This is a genomic window from Phaeobacter gallaeciensis DSM 26640, from assembly GCF_000511385.1.
GTDB lineage: Bacteria > Pseudomonadota > Alphaproteobacteria > Rhodobacterales > Rhodobacteraceae > Phaeobacter > Phaeobacter gallaeciensis.
Genome location: NC_023138.1, coordinates 173,870 through 194,397, shown reverse-complemented (window position 1 = coordinate 194,397; position 20,528 = coordinate 173,870). Strand labels below are relative to the sequence as shown.

The window sequence follows — 20,528 nt, the reverse complement described above, 5'->3', positions numbered from 1 at the left end:
TCAGGGGCGGATTTTTTCCGCCCCTTTTTTCATGATACCAATGGGTGGTTGCTGTTCAAAAATCAGGATATCACGGCGCACTATCATCCTTTTTGAGCGGAACAGATCAACAGGATTTTGAACTGCCATCAGACGCTCTTACCAAAGGGCATATGTTACGCTCCTCTTGCTCCAGATGCATTTGAGTTGGTGGCGGATCAATGCATTGCCTGACGCGGTGACTTCACCCTTGAGTTGACGCGCGCTATGTCGCCATTCTTGGATTGCTGGTGCAGCGCAGTGGGGCTGTGACCTTGATCAAATCACGCCGCACGCAGTTGAATAACCAAAACACCTATAGCGTGGTGAGATCGCCCGCCTCACTAATCAGCGTGATCCGATGTATTCCGGGAGTGTGACGGACCTGTCGAACCAGTTCAAGATCGGCCAGCACCAGACCTGTGGACAGGGCGTCAGCCATCGCCGCGCTGTCTGCCTCCACCGAAACCGTAGACCAGTGCGGATGCTGCCTGGGGTGCAGAATGTGCCCCTTGCTCCCAAGCGGTGTGGCCATTGGGCTTGACGTGGCAACGGCCCCTTTGCTGAGGCGGCGGGTTGCAAGCAAGCCATGAAACGGGTCCGCAATCCCCAGCCGCCAATCTCCGGCAGAGGCACGGAACTCGCCAATATTCACAAGGGCTGCGTTGAAACCCTGTTCCGCCAGAAAGTCGCTAATCACATCCGTGGCATAGCCCTGCGCAATGCCATTAAACGTCAGCGCCTGTCCCTGCCCCAGCTGAACCAACTCCTTGGCAAAGCTGACCTGTGTCCAATCAACCAGAGCAAGGCTGTGATCGGTACGACGTCCTTCAGCAAGTGCCCTCCACAAAGGTTGCACCGTTGGATCAAATAGCCCCTGCGTGATCTGATGTGCCGCGTCCGCCAATTGCATCAAGTGCAGCAGCGCCGCAGAGGGCACAATTGACCCTCCGGTGTTCAGGCGGACCAGTTCGGAGTCAGTCTGAAAAAGCGAAAAGCGGCGTTCCATCTGCGCGATGAGGTTTTGTGCAGTGTGCAATGTCCGCTTCGTGACGTCGGATGGACCTGACAGGGTAATGGCTACATCTGCCCCAAAGGCCCGTCCCTGCCAATGGTGTGGTTTGGCCACTGCAGGTGTGGCTGCAAAGGCCGCAGCAATGGTAAGGAAACGACGGCGGTTCAGGATCATTCTGCCGGGACCTCCAGCTTGCGGCACTTTGCGGCCAGGATCAGGGGAACACAGCGTTTTTCATCATCATGGATGGTCACGCAATCCAGACATTGGAAACACTCCGAATACTGGATTTTCCCCGTCTTCTTGATCGCACCATAGTTGCATTTCACCCTGCACAGTTGACAGGGGGAACCACACTCAGCCCGCCGCGCAATCCAATCCCGCCCCCGCAATAGACCACCGATAGCCATAACTGCGCCAAGTGGGCAGACATAGCGGCAGAATCCCTTGAACAGGACCATCGACAGCAGCAACACTCCAATCGCATAGGCGACGTAATACCATTCGCGGATAAAAAAGGTTGTGATCGCGGTCTTGAAAGGTTCCACCTCGATCGCCTTGTCTAGCGCTGCGGGTGCTCGGAAAAGCAATATTATCAGTCCCGCCAGGACCAGATACTTCAGCCATATAAGGCGCGTATGCCAAAGCTCGCTGGGCTCGATCTGCGGCAGGCGCAGCATTCGACCCAGGTGGTGGGCAAACTCCTGCAAGGCGCCAAAGGGACACAGCCAGCCGCAGAACATCCCCCGCCCCCACAGCACAAAGCCCAGAAGCGTAACGCCCCAGATCACCAGCGAGAAGGGGTCATAAAGCAGGAAAGCATAGCTGCCCCCTTCCAACGCCGCGCGGGCCACCGCCAAAGGTGTCGCAATGGAAAGCTGCCCCTGGCCCCACCAGCCGATAAAAACCGTGACAAAGGCCAGAATGCTCAGCCTGACGGAGGCGAAAAACCGATGCCCGGCCAGACGGTTCATGCCAAACAGCAACCAAGCCGTCAGCGCCAACAGGAAACCACCAAGGATGATCAGATCAGTGGCACGGTTGCGTATGGCATCCACCCAGGGCGGCGTGGGTTTGATCACCTCGGGGCGGGCATAAAACCGCTCTGGCGTGACATGGGTGGTCTCAACCGTGATTGAGCCGATCTCGGGCTGGAACGATCCATGGGCCCGCAAGGCGTCAATCTTCAGCGTCCACTCCGCAGTAGGATCAAACCCAAGGCGGCGGTCCGTTCTCAGGATCAGGGCAGCACCACTATGCAGGGTTTCTGGCAAGGTATCGTTCAATTCAATGTAGATGTCGCTATCCCGAAAAGCGATGGGAAACCCGCCCTGTTCCGCACTGATCAGATTGGGCGCAGTGTTGCGCACAAAATTTTCGGTCACTAACCCATGCCGCCCGGTCTCAATCAGAAGGACAGGTTCGTCCGTGTCAGAGATTTCCAGAAAATCCTGAAGCTCTGCATAGCTGCTTTTGCTCAGGACCGCCCGCGCGATGGAAGGGGCACCAATATCGACAATCCAGAGGTCCAGATAGGGCTCATCAGGCGCGTCTTTGGCCTCCGGGTCGTCATCTTCCCAAAGCGTATCGGCAAAAGCGGCGTCAATCTCGGCGTTGGAAATAATCTTGCGGGCGGCGATCCCCTGGGACACCAGATCATCCCAGGTCAGATCTTCTTCGTAAGACCTGTCGGGATAAGCTGGTGGCCCGCTTGAGATACCGCCCATTTTTTCGCGTGCCACCTGTAGGGCCGCGGCCAGAATGCTCTCATGGGCGATGCGCACAGAGGCCGTGCCCTTGGTCACCCCGTCCAGATAGACCAGCGCAGAACCTTCCGTGCCTCCGCCATAAGGTGATCCGACAACCAGCGTGTCCGAAATCGAATGGCCGCGGTATTGTTTGAAAAAATCATAAAACAGCTTTTCGGGAAGGCCAGAAACAAAGATGGGTTCGTTATGGGAAATAAGCTGCGCGTCCAGAAAGCGGCCATCCAGATCAAGCACCACAAGCACATTGATCGCCGCACCGGAAAATCCCGGTAAAGGGGCCATGGGTTCGGTTTCAAAGACATACCCCGCCTCAGCCCCGCCAGAGTTCAGCAGTTGCCAGACACCCTTGTCGTTGATCTTTTCCCCCAGGCTCATGGGTGGGACGATATAGGGTTCCAGGACGTCCCGGTCCAAAGGTTCCGCCTGCGCGCCCAGAAGGGTTGCACAGCAGAAAAAGACCGCCAACACAGTGGCGGATATTGACTTGCATACCGACATTGTCTGCAGGTTATGCCGGGCCTGCCTTTGCCCCTATGCGACCTTGGTCTCACTGCCGATAATTCTTCTGTGAGGGTCGCTGGTGTTGTGACAGTCTGCCAGACGCCATGGCTCGCTTGAAATTAGATATCCCAGCACTTTTTGGTTCGCTGTTTGCTTTCCTTGCGCTTTGGTGGCTGGCCGCCTGGTGGGGAAATGACCCTAGCGTGCTACCAAGCCCGGCTGAGGTCTGGCGCATCTTTCATCGCGAACTCGCCTCTGGTGAGCTGCAACACCACTTTGTTGCGACGTTACTGCGGGTGCTAGTGGCTTTTTGCCTCGCGATGGGGATCGGCTGTGTGCTGGGCATCGCCATGGGGGCAAACGCGCGGATCAACCGGTGGCTTTCAACCTGGGTGATGCTGCTGCAAAACATCCCCGCGCTGGTGGTCATCGTGCTGTGCTACCTCTGGATTGGATTGAACGAGGTTGCGGCAATCACGGCTGTCGCCCTCAACAAAACCGCTATGGTTGCCGTTTCCCTGCGCGAGGGCATGCAGGCGCTCGACCCTAAGGTCCGTGAAATGGCGCAAGTGTTTGGGATGAAACCGCTTGCCCGGTTGCGATTTGTTATTCTACCCCAACTCTGGCCCTATATTGCAGCCTCTATACGCAATGGGCTGGCCATCATCTGGAAGATCGTGCTTGTGGTTGAATTCCTGGGCCGCAGCAATGGCATTGGCTTTCAGATCCACCTTTATTTCCAACTGTTCGAGACCGCCTACGTAATAGCTTATGCGCTGAGTTTTGTCAGTTTCATGTTGCTTCTGGAAGTCACCCTGATCCGGGGGATTGAGGCGTATGCCACCCGTTGGCGTGGCGCTGCCGACACAAGCGAAAAAAACGGTTAGTATAGCAATGCGCACCCCAGTGTCCGTTGCATCGCAGCAATCAGCTCCTCAACCGTTTCGGTGCTCACATATTCACCCCCGGTGCGCGTGGCCAGACATTTGGCGCCGCTTGTGGCCGTATTGTAGCTGGTCTGCCCCTGACTTTGCCAACCAAAATGCGTTCCGCGCACTTTGAAACCGATGACATGCACGGTGGTGGCCAACCCCGATGCGGCAAGCTCGGCCGCCAATGCACAGGTTTGTCCGCCGCAGGTTTCCTTGCCATCGGTCACCAGCACAATGGTGCCCGGCTTGTTGGTGTGATCCAGCACCTGGGCGGCACGCCTAACCGCTTCGGTCAGGGCGGTCTGGCCTTCCGGCTCCAGGTCATCAATGGCCCCGATCACAGGGCCCGCAGCATTCGCAAGGGGCGGGAATTTCAGATCAATGCCAGAACACTGATCGCCCTGCCCGCTTGTGTCAGGCCCATAGACGATCAGCCCGATGCGCCTGTTCAGGGCAACCTGTGGCATCACCTGTCGCACCGCCCGGCGCGCTTCAAAAATGCGCGGCTCGTCAATCTGGTTAAAGCCCATTTCCGCCATGGAGCCGGAACCATCGAAGACAATCATCGCATCGGTTGAACAATCCGCCTGAGCAAAGCTGGCCGTGAGTGTGATGCTGGCACCGATGCTGATCGCGGTCAGACGTTGCCCCGCAGAACGCAGTCGACTCAGGAAACACCTCACTTTCAGCCCTCCATGCCTTAGCGCCGGTACACGTACTCCGGCGGTTCAACCACATGCGCATCTTTTTCAAGCAAGGCATCCAGCGCCACGCGCCCCGGGGACTTGCGGCAAACTGGGTCGGTCGCACCGGGATCACCGAGGATTGCCATCGCCTGACAGCGGCACCCTGCAAAATCAATGTCGCGGCGCTCGCAGCTTTGGCAAAGCTCCGGCATCCAACCGGTGCCACGATAGGCGTTGAAGGCCGCGCTCTTGTACCAAATCTCTGACAGTGAGCGGTTTTGGACGTTCTCAAATTGCAGGTGTGGTATCGTTTCTGCGGCATGACAGGGCAGCACCGTGCCATCCGGGGTGATATTCAGCCCGGTCGATCCCCAGCCATTCATGCAGGCCTTTGGAAAATCAGAGTAATAATCTGGTGGCACAAAGTCGACCACCAAGTCACCGCGCAAGTCCTGCACGGCTTTGGCGACTGTTGCCTTGGCCGCCTCCACCTGATCGCGGCTGGGTTGCAGGCTTGCCCGGTTGCGCAAGGCCCAGCCTTGAAACTGAACGCAGGCAATCTCTATCCGCCGCGCGCCCAGTCGTTGCGCCATGTCGATGGTGGCAGAAAGATCATCCAGATTGGCCCGGTGCATCACAGCGTTCAGCGTGAGGGGGAAGCCGATATTGGCAATCACCTCAGCCACATGCATCTTGCGGTCAAAGCCGCCCTTATAGCCGCCAATTCGGTCCGCCATGGCAGCCGTGACACCCTGAAGGGACAATTGCACATGATCCAGACCCGCATCGTCCAGCGCGTGCAGACGTTTTTCCGTTAGGCCGATGCCTGAGGTGATGAGATTGGTGTAGAGTCCGGCCTTACGTGCAGCTGTAACCAGTTCAACCAGATCACGACGCGATGCGGGTTCTCCACCGGAAAGATGCAGTTGCAAAACCCCCAGCGCCGCAGCTTGTTGAAAGATATCCCCCCATAGCTCGGTGCTGAGTTCACTGTCTTTTGACAACAGCTCAGTCGGGTTTGAACAATATGGACAGGCCAGTGGGCAGCGGTGGGTCAGTTCCGCCAGCATTGCCATGGGCGCGTCAATGCGGTTGGACATGCACCATCCCCTTTTCCCTCAGATCCTGAACAAAGGCGATCACATCCGGTTCAATCACATCCAGCGGGGCGTCGTAAACGTCAGACAGCGCCTGCGAAATACCGCGCAGGCTGGCTACGCCATCCAGCCGTTCCAGAACGGCCACCCCAACCTGATCAAGGATCAATACCCGCTCTGGTCCCAAAAGCACCTCGACCTGACGCAACTTGTCAAACTGCGTTCTGACACCGCGTGGCAGATAGGGCACGTTCTGCGGCTGCATCAGGCTAGCCCCTCACCGGCCTGCCAGCCACCCGGCGGAACACGCCCCGGTGTGACATAGGCGGACCAAAGCGCATCCAATTGCGCCCACAGGACCTCGGTCTTGAAGGTCAGCGCCCGCAGGGCGGCGTCCTGATCAGCGCGGGTCCGGGCATTCTCCATCACCCACTGCAGGCCAAAAGCCACATCTTTGGGGGCTTCACTCAACCGGTTCTGGAAGTAGGACAGGGTTTCGCCGTTGGCAAAATCGTAGTGTTCCAACAGTCCGGCAATGCGGTTCCTGTGAATGGCAGGGGCAAAAAGCTCGGTCAGGGAAGACGCCACGGCCGGCAGTAGAGGTTCATCCCTTACAAAACGCACATAGGCATCAACGGCAAAGCGCGTCGCGGGCAATATGCCAACCTCGGAGCGCACATAGTCCGGATCAAGGCCAACCCCTTCCGCCAGCTTTAGCCAGCGCGCAATGCCGCCCTCTCCGGGCGCGCGCCCATCGTGATCCTCGATCCGTGAACGCCAGGCACGACGCAGGTCAGGATCCGCAACCCGCGACATAAAGGCGGCGTCCTTCATGGGGATCCGCGTCTGGTAATAATAACGGTTGATAACCCAGGCCCGCACCTGATCGGGCGTGCAGCCGCCTGAATGCAACATGTCGTGGAAGGGATGCTTGTCATGGTACTGGCGCTCGCCAATCTCACGCAGCTTTGCCTCAAATACCTCGGCACTGTCAGGGGTATCCTTCACAGAGTGATCTCCATGCCGTCGCTGGCAATCTCCCACCCTGCCTTGAGCACTGTAGACCGCTCCGGGCTGTTGGGTTGCAGGATTGGGTTGGTGTTGTTGATGTGGATATACATCTTGCGGCCTTCTACTGACGCCAGCTGCGCAAGACTGCCAAGCGCACCGTTCTGCGGCACATGCCCCATGCGCGCCCCAGTCTTTTCTCCGGTGCCGGTACGCTGCATATCGTCGTTGTTCCAGACCGTGCCGTCAAACAGCAGCAGATCAAGACGATCAAGCCGCGCCAGCAACCACTCAGGGATTGCAGCACAGCCCGGCACATAGGCAACGCGCTTTCCATTGGCTTCAATCAAAAGGCCAACGGTCTGCTCACCCACTTCCTCAAGGTTCAGCGTTCCCCCTTCCAGGAACAAGGCAACCTTACCGGGGACGGGAAATGGCGTGGCTCTCAGGCCTGGCAGAGGTTCAAAACAGGTATCCAGAGTGATCTGACGTTTGGACACCAGTTGCGGATCGAGCACCCCAAACACCGAATTGCTGTTCACGATATCCAGCCCTGCTGTCGTGGCATATAATGTAAACGGTGTCTTTTCCCGCAGGATCAATGCACCGGCGATATGGTCAATGTCCCCATTGGTCAGAACCACCGACGACACGGGCGACTCCCGCAACCCGCGGGGGTGCAAAGGCGTAGCAGCGTCAAGCTGATGACGAATATCCGGTGAGGCATTCAGTACAACCCAAGAGTGGCCATCTAGCGAGACCGCAACAGAGGATTGTGTCATCCGTGGAATCTGGCCTGCGCGTGCATCAGTGCAATTCCGGCACCCACAGTTCCATTGGGGCAGCCCGCCTCCTGCGCCTGCCCCAAGAATGATCAGTCTCATGTGCAGTGAGTGATCAGATCACTTCACGACCGGTATCGCGCTCATCGTCTTCACCGGGGCCGTACATGTTGATTTCCATACCACACTTGATTTCCCGGGCTTTGGGCTTGCTCCATGCCATAACACATTCCTCCATTTTGCTACGCCTTACCCTAGAGACTGCCATATCCGAAAAATATGCGACTTTAGGACTAGGCAGCCTGTGCAATGCATCCGCCTGATCGAACCGTCCAATTGTTTGAAGCCAGAATGGCCGATACTCGTAGTTTACGACAATTGAGAAGCTTATTCTTGGCCATTCATCCGGCTCACAGGTGGAACCGTTGCGTCTTCTGAGGCGCGAAGACAGCCCTTCGGTTCAGGACTTTAGTCCAACGACCAACGTCTAATGGTCAGTAATTTCGACAAAACCTAAAAACTGGTGCAAAATCAGGAGGGGCTGAAAATGCGTTTGATCCAAGGTTTGTTACTCTCTGGCCTGCTGAGTTTCCCAGCGGTGGCTCTGGCGGAAGGGGACCCTGAAAAAGGGGAAAAGGTGTTTCGCAAATGCCGCGCCTGCCATGCGGTTGGCCCTGAATCCAAAGACAAAACCGGCCCGGCCCTTAACGGCATCCTTGGCGCAGCGGCCGGCGCATCAGCGGATTTCAAGTATTCCAAGGCTCTACAAAACGCGGCGGCAGAAGGTCTTGTCTGGGATGAAGAATCCCTCACGGCCTTTCTGACCAAGCCACGTGACTTTCTCAAGGGAACAAGGATGTCCTTTAGCGGTCTGCGTAAAGAAGCAGATATTGCCAATATCATCGCCTATCTCGGGCAGAACTAGACCGTCGATACATTGCGCAGATCATTTGTGATCAGAGTGAACTAAATCACCTGCCCTAAATTCCCAAAGGGAAAATCATAACTGCCCGCAAGGCCATCTCCACGCTCGAGGACCTTCCGGTGCAGACGAGTTGATCGAGAACCGCATGAACCGTGCCTACTGTCGTTTTCCGATGCGGAACGGGACACCCAAAAGAGAGGACTTCACGTATGAAACTTAGCGATGCCAAAACCATCGATACAGACTGGGAAACAGTCTTTGTTGCACTTCTTGACCCTGACGAATGGCTGGACACTTGAGCAGATTGGCAACCGGATGATCTATGAGGGTGCAAGACTGAGAGTTTGTTAGGAGACGATCTATCGCTACATTAACTCCGTAGATGGCATAGGCTTGCTCGTTGGATCGACCCGAAAATCTGAATTGTCGATTCTGACATGAATCTTGTCCGAAAGCGCATCGGCAGCCTCAGCTCATTTCACGGCAACTGTTCTCGCAAGGAACAGGAGCCGCTATGCGATATTCTGCGTTTGGACTGATCAAGGAAGCCCTCAGCGGGCACAAGGGTTGGCGCCCTCAATGGCGTGATGCTGCGCCGCAGGCGGCCTATGATTATGTGATCATTGGCGGTGGCGGGCATGGTCTTGCGACAGCCTATTATCTGGCCAAGGAGTTCGGTGGCGCGCGGATCGCGGTGCTGGAGAAAGGATGGATCGGCGGTGGCAATGTTGGCCGCAACACCACCATCATCCGCTCCAACTACCTGCTGGATGGCAATGAGCCGTTTTATGAGTTTTCTCTGAAACTCTGGGAGAACCTTGAACAGGATCTCAATTATAACGCCATGGTCAGCCAGCGCGGTATTTTGAACCTGATCCATAGCGATGCACAGCGCGACGCCGCCCGTCGGCGCGGCAATGCGATGATCCTCAACGGGTCCGACGCCGAGCTTTTGGACGCGGATGGCGTACGCGCAATGTATCCGTTCCTGAACTTTGATGACGCACGTTTTCCTATTAAAGGCGGCCTTTTGCATCGGCGCGGCGGCACGGTGCGCCATGATGCGGTGGCCTGGGGCTATGCCCGTGGAGCCGATCTGCGTGGCGTTGATATCATCCAGAATTGCGAAGTCACCGGCCTGCGTATCGAAAGCGGCAAAGTGCTGGGCGTTGAAACCTCCCGTGGGTATATCGGGGCAGGCAAGGTCGGTGTGTCGGTCGCCGGCAATTCCAGCCGTCTGATGGCGCTTGCAGGTATGCGCCTGCCGATCGAGAGCCACGTCTTGCAAGCCTTTGTTTCAGAAGGGCTGAAGCCCTTCATTCCCGGTGTGATCACCTATGGTGCCGGACATTTCTATTGCAGCCAGTCTGACAAGGGAGGGCTGGTCTTTGGCGGTGACATCGACATGTATAACTCCTACGCGCAGCGCGGGAATTTGCCGGTGGTCGAGGATGTTATCGAAAGCGGTATGTCGCTGATCCCGGCACTTGGACGGGCGCGGCTGCTGCGCAGCTGGGGCGGTATCATGGATATGTCGATGGATGGCTCCCCCTTCATCGACAAGACCCATATCGAGGGCCTCTATTTCAACGGCGGGTGGTGCTACGGCGGGTTCAAGGCCACGCCGGCAGCCGGCTATTGCTTTGCGCATCTTCTGAAAACCGATCGTCCGCACGAGACCGCGACCGCTTACCGGCTGGATCGTTTTATGTCCGGTCACATGATCGACGAAAAGGGCCAAGGCGCCCAACCGAACCTGCACTGAGGAATTGTCCAGATGATTATCAACCATCCGCTGCTTGGGCCCCGCGATGCGCAGGAGTTCACCTATTTGGGCGACGCAGGCCTGATGAACCGTCCCTACTGGCTGTCAGAAACAGCCCTGCAGCAGTTCCACGACTATCTGTATCTGCGCAAAAACCCGGCGGGCGAACATCGCGAGCTGTGGTTCCACGAACAGGGTGACCGGTCCTGGCTGGTGGTCACCCGTAATACCACGACCCATGAGATCCTGAGGGTCGAACTTGCCCGGGATGTGGCGCTTGCCAACAAGGCGGCAAATACCTCGCAGGAGCCGCAGCAATGAGCCAGAGATCCGTATTGAAAAATCGACTCTCGGGCGGCCTTATCGACCACGATGCATCGCTGTCGTTCCAGTTTGATGGCAAGACCTATGAGGGCCATCAGGGGGATACGCTGGCATCAGCGCTGCTGGCCAATGGTGTTCGGCTGATGGGCCGGTCCTTCAAATACCATCGGCCGCGCGGTGTGCTGACCGCAGGCAGCGAGGAACCCAACGCACTGGTTGAGCTGCGCTCTGGCGGGCGTCAGGAACCTAATACCCGCGCCACCGTTGTGGAGCTATATGCGGGGCTGGAGGCCCAATCGCAGAACCGCTGGCCATCGCTTGAGCATGATTTGATGGCGATCAATGACCGGTTTTCGAATTTCCTGACCGCAGGGTTTTACTACAAGACTTTCATGTGGCCGAAGGCGTTCTGGGAAAAACTCTATGAACCGATCATTCGTAAGGCCGCAGGGCTTGGCAGTCTGACCGAGGAGGCAGATCCTGATGCTTATGACAAGGGATACCTGCATTGTGATCTGCTGGTCATCGGCGCGGGACCGACGGGGCTGGCGGCGGCGCTGACCGCTGGCCGGGCTGGCGCGCAGGTCATCTTGGCGGATGAGGACTATCGCCTCGGCGGGCGCCTGCTAAGCGAAACCAAGGCGCTGTCGGAAATGTCTGGCACCGATTGGGTAGCGCAGACACAGGCGGAGCTGGCTACGCTGCCAAACGTCCGCGTCATGCCACGGACAACCGTGTTTGGCGCCTATGATCATGGGATCTATGGTGCGGTGGAGCGCAATGCCGATCACCTGCCCGCGCCAGCATCAGGGAAATCACGGCAGACGCTTTGGCGGATCTATTCCAAACGGGCGCTGATTGCGACCGGTGCTATTGAGCGTCCGATCGCCTTTGAAAACAACGACCGCCCCGGTGTGATGCTGGCAGGTGCCGCGCGCGCCTATGCCAACCGCTGGGCGGCGGCACCTGGTCAGTCGGTTGTGGTATTCGCCAACAACGACAATGCACATCTCACCGCGCAGGATCTCATGGCGAAAGGGATTGAGGTACGCGCAATCATCGATGTGCGCCCCGATGCACCTGCCCTAGCCGGGACTGAGGTTCTGGCTGGTGCGGAAATTATCGAAACCAAAGGTCGCCTTGGCCTGTCCTCCGTCACCGTGCGTCTGGCAAACGGGCAAACACGCAGCATTTCCTGCGATGCATTGGCCATGTCGGGTGGCTGGAACCCCAATCTGGGCCTGACGTGTCATCAACGGGGCCGCCCGGTCTGGAATGACGCGATCCAGTCCTTTGTACCGGGGGATGGGCTGCCGACAGGTCAACTGGTCGCCGGGGCGGCTGCGGGGGAGATGACCACCGCACAAGCTTTGAAAGGCGGTGCAGAGCGCGCCGCTGAGGCGCTTGGTGATCTCGGCATCTCAGCCGCGGCTATCGACCTCCCGCAAGCCGAAGACGCCCCGGTGAACCTGACCCCCTTCTGGCATGTCGAAGGAGCCAAACGCGCCTGGCTTGATTTTCAGAACGATGTGACCGTGAAGGATGTCAAACTCGCCCATCAGGAGAACTTCACCTCGGTGGAGCATCTGAAGCGCTATACCACGCTGGGCATGGCCACGGATCAGGGGAAAACCTCGAATCTCGGCGCCTTGGCGGTGATGGCGGAGCTGACCGGCAAATCTATTCCGGACACCGGCACTACGATTTTTCGCCCCCCCTACACGCCCGTTGCGATGGGTGCGCTGGCGGGCCGTGCTGTTGGCAAGGATTTTCATCCGACCCGCCTCACACCCAGCCACAAATGGGCTGAGGAACAAGGCGCTGTTTTTGTCGAGGTTGGCAACTGGCTGCGGGCGCAGTGGTTCCCCCGTGATGGTGAGACCCATTGGCGCCAGTCTGTGGACCGCGAAGTCCTGCAAACCCGCAATTCCGTTGGCATCTGTGATGTAACCACATTGGGAAAGATCGATGTGCAGGGTGCGGATGCTGCGACCTTCCTCAACACGATCTACGCCAATGGGTTTGCCAAACTCCCGGTGGGCAAAGTTCGCTATGGTTTGATGCTGCGCGAGGACGGCATTGCCTACGACGATGGCACCGCCGCGCGGCTGGCCGAGGACCATTTTGTCGTCACAACCACCACGGCCAATGCTGTTCTGGTCTATCGCAACATGGAGTTTGTGCGTCAGTGTCTCTGCCCTGATCTGGACGTGCAACTGATTTCAACAACCGAAGCCTGGGCGCAATACGCTGTCGCCGGTCCCAATGCACGCAAGCTGCTGCAAAAGATCGTCGACCCGGCGTTCGATATCTCCAACGAGGCGTTCCCATTTATGGGCTGCGGTGAAATCACGGTCTGCGGGGGATGCCGGGCTCGGCTGTTCCGCATCTCTTTCTCTGGTGAGCTGGCTTATGAAATCGCGGTGCCGACCCGTTATGGTGATGCCCTGATGCGCGAGATGATGGCCGCAGGGGAAGAATTCGATGTGACACCCTATGGCACCGAAGCGCTCGGCGTGATGCGGATCGAAAAAGGGCATGCCGCAGGCAATGAGTTAAACGGAACCACATCTGCGCTGAACTTGGGTCTCGGCCGCATGGTCTCGACCAAGAAAGATTGCATCGGCAATGTACTGAGCCGTCGCGACGGTATGAACACAGAAGATGCGCTGAACCTCGTCGGGGTCCGGCCTGTGAACAGCATCGACAGCGTTCCTGCGGGTGGGCACCTGATGGCAAGCGATGGGCCGGTCGATGCGGCGCATGATCAGGGATATGTGACCTCTGCTGCCTATTCACCCATCTTGCAAAGCGCAATCGGACTGGCCTTTGTCAAAGCCGGATCGAACCGGATGGGCGAGCGGCTGCGTCTCGTGAACCCACTGGAAAACCAAATCGTTCTGGTTGAGATTGTCAGCCCTCATTTTGTAGATCCCGAAGGGGAGAAGCTCCGTGCATAAATTGTCCCCCCTCACCCCGCTTGGCAGTGCTTTCCCCCGGATAGAGTCGATTGGTGATCTGACGATTTCCGAAGTGACGGACCGGGCGCTTGCCTCAGTGGCGGCTCGTAAAGATCAGGAACCAGCGCTGCGGGCAGCTCTTGCAGAGGCCTATGAGATGGAGTTGCCAGAAGTTGGCGGTTCGTCACAGGCTGATGCGCTCTCGGTCTTCTGGACTGGACCGGATCAATGGATGGTCTCAGGGCCATATGATCAAAATGAGCTACTGGCCCGCGATTTGAAACAGGTGGCTGGCGCCACTGCATCGGTGGTGGAACAGACGGATGGCTGGTGTCGGTTCGATGTTGCGGGCGCTGTTCTGAGTGATCTGTTTGAACGGCTCAGCAACGCGCCGGTCCGCGACATGAAACCCGGATGCGTCATTCGCGGCACCTTGGAGCACCTCGGCGTGTTCCTGTGGCGCCTTGACGAGGATCGCATGGCTGTTCTGGGGCCGCGCTCCTCTGCTGCATCCTTGCATCACGCGCTGATCACTGCCGCCCGCTCCCTCGCCTAAGATTGGGATCTGGATGTGCAGGCCGTGCCGGGCCTATCCCGCCGGCAGGGCATCCCCGCTTTTGACGCGCAAGGAGTTCTTGGCGCGCCGGTCATTGATCGGCGTGACGCCAAAGCTCTCGCGGTAGATCCGCAGGAATGCGCCGGGGGTGCTATAGCCGACCATATAGGCAATCTCTGTTACCGACGTACTGGAATACAGCACCAGCTGCCGCGCCTGATTCATCCGCATCATCCGGTAGTATTTCAAAGGGCTCTGCCCTGTGGCCTCTTTGAAGCTGCGTTCCAGCGACCGGGCGGACACCCCGATGGCGTCCGCTACGTCACTGATCTGGATCGGGTCTTCGATGTGTTCCGCGAAATGTTCGATCGCTTGGGTCACCTTCTTTGGCAGCAAGTCCTTGCTCTTGGCCGTTGAAAATGCAGGTGTTTTCTGAGAAGTTGCTGCGCTGCGCACATAGGGGTGCTGAAACCAACAGGCAACCTCAGCCATGATATCCCCGCCGAGATGCTCCTCAATCAAGGTGAGCATGTAGTCAAACACCGCTGTCGCTCCGGAGATTGTTACAAAGGAACCTTCGTCGCAGATCACCGTGCTTTGTGGTTCGATGTCCGGGAATTCTGCCTCAAATGCGGCCTCGTAACACCAGTGAACCGAGAGCGGTTGACCCGCCACCAAACCTGTCCGTGCCAGCGGAAAAACCCCACCGCTGAAGGCGCCGAGCCTAGTCTTGCTCCGGGTGATCCGCTGCAAGGCTGCATTGGCCCGTGCCGGTTGGTCAAACCGCGCATTTGGTCCCGCCGTAAAAAACAGAAAATCATGCTCGGCTAGATCCGCCAGCACGGTATCCGGACCAAAACTGACCCCAGCTGAGGAGGCGACCGGATCTGCGGTTTCAGCCACCACCGTCCAACGAAAGGCCTCCTTCCCGGCGATTTCATTGGCGGCGCGCAATGGTTCGATGCAGGAGGTCAGACAGGCCATTGGGAAACCGGGAAAGATCAGAATGCCCAGTGTGAGTGGCGCGTCGGTTCGGGTCATGACAGGCCTCCTTCGGTGAGTTCTGCAGCACAGGTGAGAATGTGTTTTTCCAGCAATCGCGCGGCCGGCGACAGGGCGGTATCAGTTTTGCGCAGCAGATGGATCTGACGTGTGGCCCGCGAATCAGCCAGCTGACAGAACACCAGCTCCGGCGCATTTGCAGCCCGTGCGGCCATCTCAGGCAAAATAGTGACGCCAATTTCTGCCCGCACCATCGCCATGATGGAGGTCAGGTTCTGCGCCTTTAACAGCGCCTTATCGTGCAATATCCGGGACGGCTCGGCATTGATCCCCGCGGACAGGCTGTTGGCGATCAAACGCTCATCCCGCAGCATATCCCAGTCGATTTTTCCACGTTCCTGCGCCAATGGGTGATTGCGGGTGCAGATCACCCCAAAGGCATCCGAGAGCAGGTGCTGGCTGTGCAGGCCGGAGCTGTTTTGGCCCAGTGTGGCAATCCCGATGTCGATACGCTCACGGGACAATTCATGTAGGACAGATATGGAATCCATATCACGAAGCTCAATGTCAACATGCTCGAAATCACTGATATGCCTTGAAAATACCAAAGGCATCACGGTGCCTGCAACTGATGGAACGGTTGCAATCCGCACATGTCCATGTGTGGCTTTGGCATAGCCTTCAATCGCTTTGACCATTGTGTCGTATTGCTGCAACTCGCGCTCGGCCTGTTCCAGCACAAAGGCCCCCAGCGCCGTCAGGCGGTTCTTTCGATCGGTTTCGAACAGCGGTTCGCCCAGATGCGTCTCCAACTGTTTCAGCATCATCGACACCGCAGACGGTGTGCGCCCCAGAATGCCGGCTGCGTCACTTAGGTTCCCGCTTCGGGCAACTGCGGCAAATCCGCGAAGCAACTCAATTTTAAGCGCCATAGCTATAGACTTCAAAGTTTCTGAAATGGTGTTCAGTTATTTGAGTTTGATTGAAGTGGCGTCTCATGTCCATACCCATGGAAACTGAATTCTGTGTGAGGCCTCTGACCATGACTGATATCCAAAAGAACCTGATCGCCGGTGAATGGCTTGCTGGTGAGAGCGAAGTTGAAAACCGGAACCCGTCTGACCTGAGCGATCTGGTCGGTGTCTTTGCCCAGGCGAGCGCCGATCAGCTGGAGGCGACACTGGATCAGGCGCAGGTGGCACAGCGTGAATGGGCCGCTTACGGTCTGGAGCGCAAACAAGCGGTGCTGAATGCCATCGGCAATGAAATGATGGCCCGCGCCGAGGAACTGGGCACGCTGCTCAGCCGTGAGGAAGGCAAACCGCTGGCCGAGGGTAAGGGTGAAGTCTACCGCGCCGGTCAGTTCTTCACCTATTATGCTGCCGAGTGTCTGCGCCAGATCGGTGAGAACGCGGATTCTGTACGCCCCGATATTGAGGTCGACGTCCGCCGTGAGGCTGTCGGAACCGTTGCGATTATCAGCCCCTGGAACTTCCCCACAGCGACCGCATCGTGGAAAATTGCCCCGGCGCTTTGCTATGGCAACGCGGTGGTCTGGAAACCTGCAAACATCACCCCGGCATCGGCTGTTGCGCTGGCGGAGATCATTGAGCGGCAGGACATCCCAAAAGGTCTGTTCTCCCTCGTGATGGGCTCGGGCCGGTCCATCGGCCAGCGTCTGGTCGAAAGCCCCAAGGTGAATGCCATTTCGTTTACCGGCTCGGTGCCGGTGGGCAAAGGTATTGCTGCTGCCGCCATCCAGAACCTGACCAAGGTACAGATGGAAATGGGCTCCAAGAACGCGCTGGCCGTGATGGATGACGCAGATCTGGATCTGGCCGTGACGCTGGCGCTTGGTGGTGCCTTTGGCGGTACCGGTCAGAAATGCACGGCCTCCTCGCGACTGGTGGTCCATGCCGGTGTTCATGACGCCTTCGTGGAGAAACTGATCGCAGGGGCACAAGCGATGAAAGTGGGCCACGCACTGGAAGCAGGCGTGCAGATGGGTCCAGTGGTCAGCGAACAACAGCTAACTGAAAACCTCGCCTATGTTGATCTTGGCAAGACGGAAGGTGCTGAACTGGCCTGCGGGGGGCAACGTCTGGAGATGCCGCATCAAGGTTTCTACATGTCCCCGGGCGTGTTCCTGAACAGCACCAACGACATGCGTATCAACCGTGAGGAAATGTTCGCGCCGCTGACATCGGTGATCAAGGTTGGCAGCTATGATGAGGCGCTTTCGGTGGTCAATGACACCAACTTTGGCCTGACCTCGGGGATCGTCACCAAATCACTGGCCCGCGCCACCCATTTCCGCCGCAACGCGCGCACCGGTGTTGTGACTGTAAACCTGCCGACCGCTGGCACGGACTACCACGTGCCCTTCGGTGGTCGCGGCGATAGCTCTTATGGCCCGCGCGAACAGGGTAAGGCGGCGGCGGAATTCTATACCACCGTCAAAACCGCCTATATCAGCGCAGGCCCGGTTTGATGCGGTCCGGGTTCCGGATTGACGGGCTGCAATACGCCAACTGGTCGGAGAAGATCTTTCGCCAGCTGCGTGACGGGGGCGTGGATGCAATCCACGTCACCATCGCCTATCACGAGAATTTTCGTGAAACGGTTCTGAACTTTGAGAAGTGGAACCGCTGGTTTGAGCAGTATCCTGATCTGATCATGAAGGGTCTTTGGGCCTCGGACATCGATAAGGCGCGGGAGACCGGGCGCACGGCGGTGTTCTTTGGGTTCCAGAACCCCTCACCGATCGAAGATGATATCGGCCTGGTCGAAATCGTTCACACTCTGGGCGCACGGTTCATGCAGCTGACCTATAACAATCAGTCGCTGCTGGCGACCGGCTGTTATGAGGCTGAGGACACCGGCATCACCCGCATGGGCAAGCAGGTCATCAAGGAGATGAACCGCGTCGGTCTGGTGGTGGATATGAGCCATTCCGCGGATCGTTCAACGATTGAGGCGGCGGACCTGTCAGAACGCCCGATTGCCATCACCCATGCCAATCCGCATGACTGGTCCCCTGCCCTGCGGAACAAGAAAGACGACGTGATCCGCGCGGTCACGTCCAATGGCGGGATGTTCGGCTTCTCCGTTTATCCGCATCACCTGAAAGACAAATCCGCCTGCACGTTGCAAAGCTTCTGCGAGATGATTGCGCGGACCGCGGATCGATATGGTGTGCAACATCTCGGCATTGGCACAGACCTTTGCCAGGATCAGCCCGACAGCATCGTCGAGTGGATGCGTGTTGGTCGCTGGACCAAGGAAATCGACTACGGCGAGGGTTCAAAATCCGCGCCCGGTTTCCCGCCGATGCCCAGCTGGTTTGAGGACAACCGTGACTTTGGAAACATCGAAGACGGGCTGCGCAATGTTGGAATGAACGAACAAGAGGTCGCCGCTGTCATGGGGGACAATTGGCACCGCTTCTTTGATGAGAATTTTGGCCCGAAGGCAGGGAGCTGACGGACCGGGGTACGTTTAACGGCCTAGCAAAATGATAGCGGGCCGACCAATGGGAGGGACAGATGTCAGAGACATCGATGGAAACAACATCGCAGGAGAGCCGCATTAATAAGCCGCTCTTTCTGCTTTCGGGCGGCTTTATCGCGCTGTTCTGTGTGGCCGCACTGGTCAATCTTGACGGCCTGTCGGCGCTGGTTGATTGGGGATTTAACATCGCCGCGACCTATTTCGGACTATATTGGCAGATCCTGCTTCTGGCGACGTTTTTGATCGGCCTGCTGCTCTGTGTATTGCCCGGAGGCCGTGCCATTCTCGGCGGGCTGGCCGCACCTGAGTTCACCACATTCCAGTGGGGCTCCATGATCATGTGCACATTGCTTGCCGGCGGTGGCGTATTCTGGGCCGCAGGCGAGCCAATTGCACACTTCCTCTATTCACCGCCGCTTTATGGCGCCGAAGGGGGCAGCGAAGCCGCTGTGACACCAGCCATCGCACAGAGTTTCATGCATTGGGGGTTCCTGGCCTGGGCGATCCTTGGCTCACTCTCGACCGTGATGCTGATGCATTACCACTATGAAAAAGGCCTGCCGCTAGCACCACGGACGCTGCTGTATCCTGTGTTCGGCGACAAGGCCATCAACGGCCCGATTGGCGTGATTGCCGATGCGTCGTCCATCATTGCTGTGGTGGCGGGCACCGTGGGTCCGATCGGATTCCTTGGGCTTCAGGTCAGCTATGGCCTGTCTGACCTCTTTGGCATCCCGGATGTCTTTGCCACGCAGTTCGTGGTGATCGGTGCACTGGTCGGGCTTTACACAATTTCCGCAATGACCGGGCTGTCCCGTGGCATTCAGCTGTTGTCAAAGATCAATGTGATCCTCGCAGCGGTCCTGTTGATCTACGTCCTTCTGGCGGGACCTACCGGTTTCATCTTCGGCTCGTTCTTCTCCGGGTTTGCGACCTACCTGGGCAATTTCTTCCAGATGGCTCTGTATCGCGGTGATGCGGCTGTCTTCGGCGCCCCCGGTTGGTTGGGGTGGTGGACCGTGTTCTTCTGGGGCTGGTTTATGGGGTACGGCCCGCTGATGGCAATGTTTATCGCGCGGGTATCCCGCGGTCGATCCATCCGCTCAATCATCATCATGCTGTCGGTTATCGCCCCCATCGTGACCAACTTCTGGTTCACCATCATCGGCGGCACAGGTATCGCGATGGAACTGGCCGAGCCGGGCACCATCTCTGCGGCGTTTGAAGGCTTTAACCTGCCCGCCGCTTTGCTGGCGATCACCAACAACCTGCCGATGGGATTCCTGGTTTCCATCTTGTTCCTGATCCTGACCACGATCTTTGTGGCCACGACCGGGGATTCGATGAGCTACGTGATTTCCGCTACAATGACCAAGGGCGACACACCCAGCACAGCTATACGTGTTTTCTGGGGCATCGCGATGGGTGTGATGGCCGTGATTTTGATCTCTGTCGGCTCCGGGGGCGTATCAAAATTGCAGAGCTTCATCGTGGTCACGGCTGTGCCAGTGTCACTGATCCTGCTGCCTTCACTCTGGGATGCGCTGCGCATCACCCTGGCGAAGGGCAAAGAGAGCTAAACACTTGCCGGGCGTCGCTGGCGCCCGGCATCCATTCCAACCGCCCGACCTGTTCAGATCATACGGGATATGACTAACGACCTGATTGCAAAGGCCAA

Annotated in this window: 20 protein-coding genes; 9 read left to right on the top strand and 11 right to left on the bottom strand. The window is 57.7% G+C overall.

Going from position 1 to position 20,528, the window contains the following annotated elements; translation table 11 throughout:
- The 3 genes from GAL_RS22915 to GAL_RS19090 all read right to left on the bottom strand — a co-directional run bounded on the left by GAL_RS22915 (window position 1) and on the right by GAL_RS19090 (window position 3,300).
- Window positions 1–129 carry a hypothetical protein gene (locus GAL_RS22915; RefSeq protein WP_275541794.1) on the bottom strand — a complete coding sequence of 43 codons (129 nt, stop codon included), beginning with the start codon at window positions 127–129 and terminating at the stop codon, window positions 1–3.
- A 205-nt stretch (window positions 130–334) separates the two neighbouring features.
- Complete coding sequence (locus GAL_RS19095; protein ID WP_024099188.1) at window positions 335–1,207, bottom strand: FAD:protein FMN transferase; 873 nt, start codon at window positions 1,205–1,207, stop codon at window positions 335–337.
- Entirely contained in the window at window positions 1,204–3,300 is a 2,097-nt protein-coding gene (locus GAL_RS19090) for a 4Fe-4S binding protein (protein WP_024099187.1), read from the bottom strand. Before GAL_RS19090 ends, GAL_RS19095 begins: the two co-directional genes overlap by 4 nt.
- Window positions 3,301–3,407: 107 nt before the next feature.
- Between GAL_RS19090 and GAL_RS19085 the strand changes: the two genes are divergently transcribed.
- Window positions 3,408–4,190 (top strand): ABC transporter permease, encoded by a 783-nt coding sequence (locus GAL_RS19085; RefSeq protein WP_024099186.1) that lies wholly within the window; start codon window positions 3,408–3,410, stop codon window positions 4,188–4,190.
- Here the strand turns inward: GAL_RS19085 and GAL_RS19080 are convergent.
- Genes GAL_RS19080 through pqqA form a run of 6 tightly spaced genes read right to left on the bottom strand, consistent with a single transcriptional unit; the run spans window position 4,187 to window position 8,031 of the window.
- Entirely contained in the window at window positions 4,187–4,918 is a 732-nt protein-coding gene (locus tag GAL_RS19080) for a vWA domain-containing protein (protein WP_024099185.1), read from the bottom strand. The two genes, GAL_RS19085 and GAL_RS19080, sit on opposite strands and share 4 nt — an antisense overlap.
- 17 nt (window positions 4,919–4,935) lie before the next feature.
- A complete protein-coding gene (gene pqqE / locus GAL_RS19075) occupies window positions 4,936–6,021 on the bottom strand; it encodes a pyrroloquinoline quinone biosynthesis protein PqqE (RefSeq protein WP_024099184.1) in 1,086 nt (361 codons plus the stop codon).
- Complete coding sequence (gene pqqD / locus GAL_RS19070) at window positions 6,005–6,283, bottom strand: pyrroloquinoline quinone biosynthesis peptide chaperone PqqD (protein ID WP_024099183.1); 279 nt, start codon at window positions 6,281–6,283, stop codon at window positions 6,005–6,007. The genes pqqE and pqqD overlap by 17 nt, the downstream gene beginning before the upstream one ends.
- A complete protein-coding gene (gene pqqC / locus GAL_RS19065; protein ID WP_024099182.1) occupies window positions 6,283–7,026 on the bottom strand; it encodes a pyrroloquinoline-quinone synthase PqqC in 744 nt (247 codons plus the stop codon). Before pqqC ends, pqqD begins: the two co-directional genes overlap by 1 nt.
- A complete protein-coding gene (gene pqqB, locus GAL_RS19060) occupies window positions 7,023–7,910 on the bottom strand; it encodes a pyrroloquinoline quinone biosynthesis protein PqqB (RefSeq protein WP_040104349.1) in 888 nt (295 codons plus the stop codon). The genes pqqC and pqqB overlap by 4 nt, the downstream gene beginning before the upstream one ends.
- A 13-nt stretch (window positions 7,911–7,923) precedes the next feature.
- Entirely contained in the window at window positions 7,924–8,031 is a 108-nt protein-coding gene (pqqA, locus tag GAL_RS19055) for a pyrroloquinoline quinone precursor peptide PqqA (RefSeq protein WP_024099180.1), read from the bottom strand.
- Between the two features lie 324 nt (window positions 8,032–8,355).
- Here pqqA and GAL_RS19050 point away from each other — a divergent pair, with 324 nt between their 5' ends.
- The 5 genes from GAL_RS19050 (at window position 8,356) to GAL_RS19030 (ending at window position 14,338) form a co-directional block, all read left to right on the top strand.
- Window positions 8,356–8,733: a c-type cytochrome gene (locus GAL_RS19050; protein WP_024099179.1), complete on the top strand. Its 378-nt coding sequence runs from the start codon at window positions 8,356–8,358 to the stop codon at window positions 8,731–8,733.
- Between the two features lie 514 nt (window positions 8,734–9,247).
- Window positions 9,248–10,498, top strand: a complete 1,251-nt coding sequence (locus GAL_RS19045) for a sarcosine oxidase subunit beta family protein (protein ID WP_024099177.1) — start codon at window positions 9,248–9,250, stop codon at window positions 10,496–10,498.
- Between the two features lie 12 nt (window positions 10,499–10,510).
- Window positions 10,511–10,819, top strand: coding sequence for a sarcosine oxidase subunit delta (locus GAL_RS19040; RefSeq protein ID WP_024099176.1), 309 nt, complete (start codon window positions 10,511–10,513; stop codon window positions 10,817–10,819).
- On the top strand, window positions 10,816–13,782 hold the full coding sequence (locus GAL_RS19035) for a sarcosine oxidase subunit alpha family protein (protein ID WP_024099175.1): 2,967 nt from the start codon (window positions 10,816–10,818) through the stop codon (window positions 13,780–13,782). The genes GAL_RS19040 and GAL_RS19035 overlap by 4 nt, the downstream gene beginning before the upstream one ends.
- Entirely contained in the window at window positions 13,775–14,338 is a 564-nt protein-coding gene (locus GAL_RS19030; protein ID WP_024099174.1) for a sarcosine oxidase subunit gamma, read from the top strand. Before GAL_RS19035 ends, GAL_RS19030 begins: the two co-directional genes overlap by 8 nt.
- Before the next feature lie 33 nt (window positions 14,339–14,371).
- Here GAL_RS19030 and GAL_RS19025 read toward each other — a convergent pair whose 3' ends face one another.
- Window positions 14,372–15,379 (bottom strand): GlxA family transcriptional regulator, encoded by a 1,008-nt coding sequence (locus GAL_RS19025; protein WP_024099173.1) that lies wholly within the window; start codon window positions 15,377–15,379, stop codon window positions 14,372–14,374.
- Complete coding sequence (locus tag GAL_RS19020; protein WP_024099172.1) at window positions 15,376–16,272, bottom strand: LysR family transcriptional regulator; 897 nt, start codon at window positions 16,270–16,272, stop codon at window positions 15,376–15,378. Before GAL_RS19020 ends, GAL_RS19025 begins: the two co-directional genes overlap by 4 nt.
- Window positions 16,273–16,382: 110 nt before the next feature.
- Between GAL_RS19020 and GAL_RS19015 the strand changes: the two genes are divergently transcribed.
- The 3 genes from GAL_RS19015 (at window position 16,383) to GAL_RS19005 (ending at window position 20,430) form a co-directional block, all read left to right on the top strand.
- Window positions 16,383–17,831: an aldehyde dehydrogenase family protein gene (locus GAL_RS19015; RefSeq protein ID WP_024099171.1), complete on the top strand. Its 1,449-nt coding sequence runs from the start codon at window positions 16,383–16,385 to the stop codon at window positions 17,829–17,831.
- Complete coding sequence (locus GAL_RS19010; RefSeq protein WP_024099170.1) at window positions 17,831–18,823, top strand: membrane dipeptidase; 993 nt, start codon at window positions 17,831–17,833, stop codon at window positions 18,821–18,823. Before GAL_RS19015 ends, GAL_RS19010 begins: the two co-directional genes overlap by 1 nt.
- A 62-nt stretch (window positions 18,824–18,885) precedes the next feature.
- Window positions 18,886–20,430 carry a BCCT family transporter gene (locus tag GAL_RS19005; RefSeq protein ID WP_024099169.1) on the top strand — a complete coding sequence of 515 codons (1,545 nt, stop codon included), beginning with the start codon at window positions 18,886–18,888 and terminating at the stop codon, window positions 20,428–20,430.
- The last annotated feature ends 98 nt before the right edge of the window (window positions 20,431–20,528 follow it).

Bases quoted from the DNA above. Each gene is read 5' to 3' on its own strand.
- GAL_RS22915 (WP_275541794.1), bottom strand. From the start codon at position 129: ATGGCAGTTCAAAATCCTGTTGATCTGTTCCGCTCAAAAAGGATGATA.
- GAL_RS19095 (WP_024099188.1), bottom strand. From the start codon at position 1,207: ATGATCCTGAACCGCCGTCGTTTCCTTACCATTGCTGCGGCCTTTGCA.
- GAL_RS19090 (WP_024099187.1), bottom strand. From the start codon at position 3,300: ATGTCGGTATGCAAGTCAATATCCGCCACTGTGTTGGCGGTCTTTTTC.
- GAL_RS19085 (WP_024099186.1), top strand. From the start codon at position 3,408: ATGGCTCGCTTGAAATTAGATATCCCAGCACTTTTTGGTTCGCTGTTT.
- pqqE (WP_024099184.1), bottom strand. From the start codon at position 6,021: ATGTCCAACCGCATTGACGCGCCCATGGCAATGCTGGCGGAACTGACC.
- pqqD (WP_024099183.1), bottom strand. From the start codon at position 6,283: ATGCAGCCGCAGAACGTGCCCTATCTGCCACGCGGTGTCAGAACGCAG.
- pqqB (WP_040104349.1), bottom strand. From the start codon at position 7,910: ATGAGACTGATCATTCTTGGGGCAGGCGCAGGAGGCGGGCTGCCCCAA.
- pqqA (WP_024099180.1), bottom strand. From the start codon at position 8,031: ATGGCATGGAGCAAGCCCAAAGCCCGGGAAATCAAGTGTGGTATGGAA.
- GAL_RS19050 (WP_024099179.1), top strand. From the start codon at position 8,356: ATGCGTTTGATCCAAGGTTTGTTACTCTCTGGCCTGCTGAGTTTCCCA.
- GAL_RS19045 (WP_024099177.1), top strand. From the start codon at position 9,248: ATGCGATATTCTGCGTTTGGACTGATCAAGGAAGCCCTCAGCGGGCAC.
- GAL_RS19040 (WP_024099176.1), top strand. From the start codon at position 10,511: ATGATTATCAACCATCCGCTGCTTGGGCCCCGCGATGCGCAGGAGTTC.
- GAL_RS19035 (WP_024099175.1), top strand. From the start codon at position 10,816: ATGAGCCAGAGATCCGTATTGAAAAATCGACTCTCGGGCGGCCTTATC.
- GAL_RS19025 (WP_024099173.1), bottom strand. From the start codon at position 15,379: ATGACCCGAACCGACGCGCCACTCACACTGGGCATTCTGATCTTTCCC.
- GAL_RS19020 (WP_024099172.1), bottom strand. From the start codon at position 16,272: ATGGCGCTTAAAATTGAGTTGCTTCGCGGATTTGCCGCAGTTGCCCGA.
- GAL_RS19015 (WP_024099171.1), top strand. From the start codon at position 16,383: ATGACTGATATCCAAAAGAACCTGATCGCCGGTGAATGGCTTGCTGGT.
- GAL_RS19010 (WP_024099170.1), top strand. From the start codon at position 17,831: ATGCGGTCCGGGTTCCGGATTGACGGGCTGCAATACGCCAACTGGTCG.
- GAL_RS19005 (WP_024099169.1), top strand. From the start codon at position 18,886: ATGTCAGAGACATCGATGGAAACAACATCGCAGGAGAGCCGCATTAAT.